The 1,498-nt window shown below is 65.8% G+C and carries 2 protein-coding genes; both read left to right on the top strand.

All coding sequences use genetic code 11. The features are described from left to right. On the top strand, positions 1-553 hold a 553-nt coding region (locus tag FUT88_RS25165), incomplete at its 5' end, for an enoyl-CoA hydratase-related protein (protein WP_147219263.1). Positions 554-596: 43 nt separating this feature from the next. Further along, on the top strand, positions 597-1,498 hold a 902-nt coding region (bioB, locus tag FUT88_RS25160), incomplete at its 3' end, for a biotin synthase BioB (protein ID WP_147219261.1).

Genomic DNA, 1,498 nt, shown 5'->3' with positions numbered 1-1,498 from the left:
GAACCGCGCCGACGCCCTGCGCCTGGCCGAAATGCTGCGCGCCATCTACACCTGCCCCAAGCCCGTGATCGCGCGCGTGCAGGGCGACACGTATGCCGGCGGCGTCGGCCTGGTCGCCGCGTGCGACATCGTCGTCGCTGTCGACACGGCCAACTTCTGCCTGTCGGAAGCGAAGCTTGGCTTGATCCCGGCCACCATCAGCCCATACGTGATCCGCGCGCTGGGCGAGCAGGCATCGCGCCGCTACTTCATCACCGCAGAACGTTTCTCCGCCGCAGAGGCGCATCGCCTGGGCCTCGTGCATGAGCTGGTGAGCGCAGACGCGCTCGACGCCAAGGTGGCCGACATTACAGCCGCGCTCGTCGCCAACAGCCCGAATGCCGTGCGCGAAAGCAAGCGCCTCGTGCGTGAAGTCTCTGGCGCTACGGTCAATGATGCGCTGCTGGCCGACACCGCTGAGCGCATCGCCGCCATCCGCGCCTCGGAAGAAGGCCGCGAAGGCGTGCAGAGTTTCCTGGGCAAGCGCAAGCCGAACTGGCTGCTGCCGGCCTGACCCGCATAACAACGAAACCACGCATCACTTGAAGGAAGTCCTCATGCAATCCACTCCACTGAACTTCGTGCCGAACGCCGCCAAGGTGCCGCCCACGCCGGGGCAGAATCCCAACGCCCGCTGGAGCCGCGAAGCCATCGAAGCGCTGTTCGCGCTGCCGTTCAACGACCTGCTGTTCCAGGCGCAGCAGGTGCACCGCGCCAACTTTGATGCGAATGCGGTTCAGCTGTCGACGCTGCTGTCCATCAAGACCGGCGGCTGCCCGGAAGACTGCTCGTATTGCCCGCAATCGGCGCGCTACGACACCGGTGTCGAGGCTGAAAAGCTGATGCCGATCGACGCAGTGCTGGAAGCCGCATCGCGCGCCAAGCAAAACGGCGCAAGCCGCTTCTGCATGGGTGCCGCGTGGCGCAACCCCAAGCCGCATCAGCTCGACGCCGTGGCCGACATGGTGCGCGGCGTGAAGGCGATGGGGCTGGAGACGTGCGTGACGCTCGGCATGCTCAAGCAGGAACAAGCCGCGCAGTTGAAGGAAGCGGGCCTGGATTACTACAACCACAACCTCGACACCGCGCCCGAGTTCTACGGCGAGATCATCACCACGCGCACGTATCAGGACCGGCTCGACACGCTCGAGCACGTGCGTGACGCCGGCATCAACGTGTGCTGCGGCGGCATCGTCGGCTTGGGGGAATCGGTGCACGAGCGTGCAGGCCTGATCGCCGAGTTGGCGAACATGGAGCCGTATCCGGACTCCGTGCCCATCAACAACCTGGTGAAGGTGGAAGGCACGCCGCTGGCGGGCAACGAAGAACTGGACCCGTTCGATTTCGTGCGCACGATTGCCGTGGCGCGCATCACGATGCCCAAGGCGATGGTGCGACTCTCCGCTGGCCGCGAGGCGATGGACGATGCGCTGCAGGCGCTGTGCTTCATGGCGGGCGC

The organism is Ralstonia sp. TCR112 (assembly GCF_007997035.1).
Taxonomy (GTDB): domain Bacteria; phylum Pseudomonadota; class Gammaproteobacteria; order Burkholderiales; family Burkholderiaceae; genus Ralstonia; species Ralstonia edaphi.
This window is presented reverse-complemented; position numbering and strand designations above follow the sequence as displayed.